Genomic DNA, 696 nt, shown 5'->3' with positions numbered 1-696 from the left:
TATAGTATTTATACAAATCTCATTTTTATTGTTACCATAATTAGTAATTTTTTACTGCATATGCCGTATATGGGTATAAGAAATTTGTAAAAAGATTTAAATACAGTTTTATTTTACTTTTAATTATGAATGATACACTACCCATGAATGAAAGATATAGCGCGCATTTATCGAGGTATTTTGAGACCTATAAAAAATCCCTTGAGAATCCGGATGAATTCTGGAATGAACATGCATCCATAATAGACTGGTTCTCACCATACACAAAGGTTCTTGATGATTCAAAAAAGCCATTCTACAGATGGTTTATAAATGGAAAGACCAACATGTCATATAACTGCCTTGACAGGCATATAAACACGTATAAAAGGAACAAGGTTGCATTTATCTGGGTATCAGAATCGGGGAATGAAAAGGTTGTAACATACTATGGATTATACAAGAGGGTAAATGCATTTGCCAGGGCATTATTAAACCTTGGAATAAAGAGGGGTGATAATGTTACAATATATTTACCAATGATCCTTGAGGCACCGGTTGCAATGCTTGCATGTGCAAGAATCGGTGCGGTGTTCAATGTTGTATTCTCAGGCTTTGGAGAGGAGGCACTTGCACAGAGGATAAATGATTCAAGATCAAAAACAGTAATAACAGCAGATGGTGCATACAGAAAGGGCAAATTAATAGATTTAAAGA

The 696-nt window shown here is 34.3% G+C and carries 1 protein-coding gene; it reads left to right on the top strand.

Annotated elements, in window-relative coordinates:
- Positions 1–125: 125 nt before the first annotated feature.
- Positions 126–696, top strand: a 571-nt coding sequence (locus AOG55_RS04585; RefSeq protein WP_156318753.1) for an AMP-binding protein, incomplete at its 3' end; no start/stop codon positions are given.

Origin of the sequence: Acidiplasma cupricumulans (assembly GCF_001402935.1) — an archaeon.
GTDB lineage: Archaea > Thermoplasmatota > Thermoplasmata > Thermoplasmatales > Thermoplasmataceae > Acidiplasma > Acidiplasma aeolicum.
The sequence above is the reverse complement of the archived record's forward strand: the minus strand, read 5'-3'. Positions and strand labels throughout refer to the sequence as shown.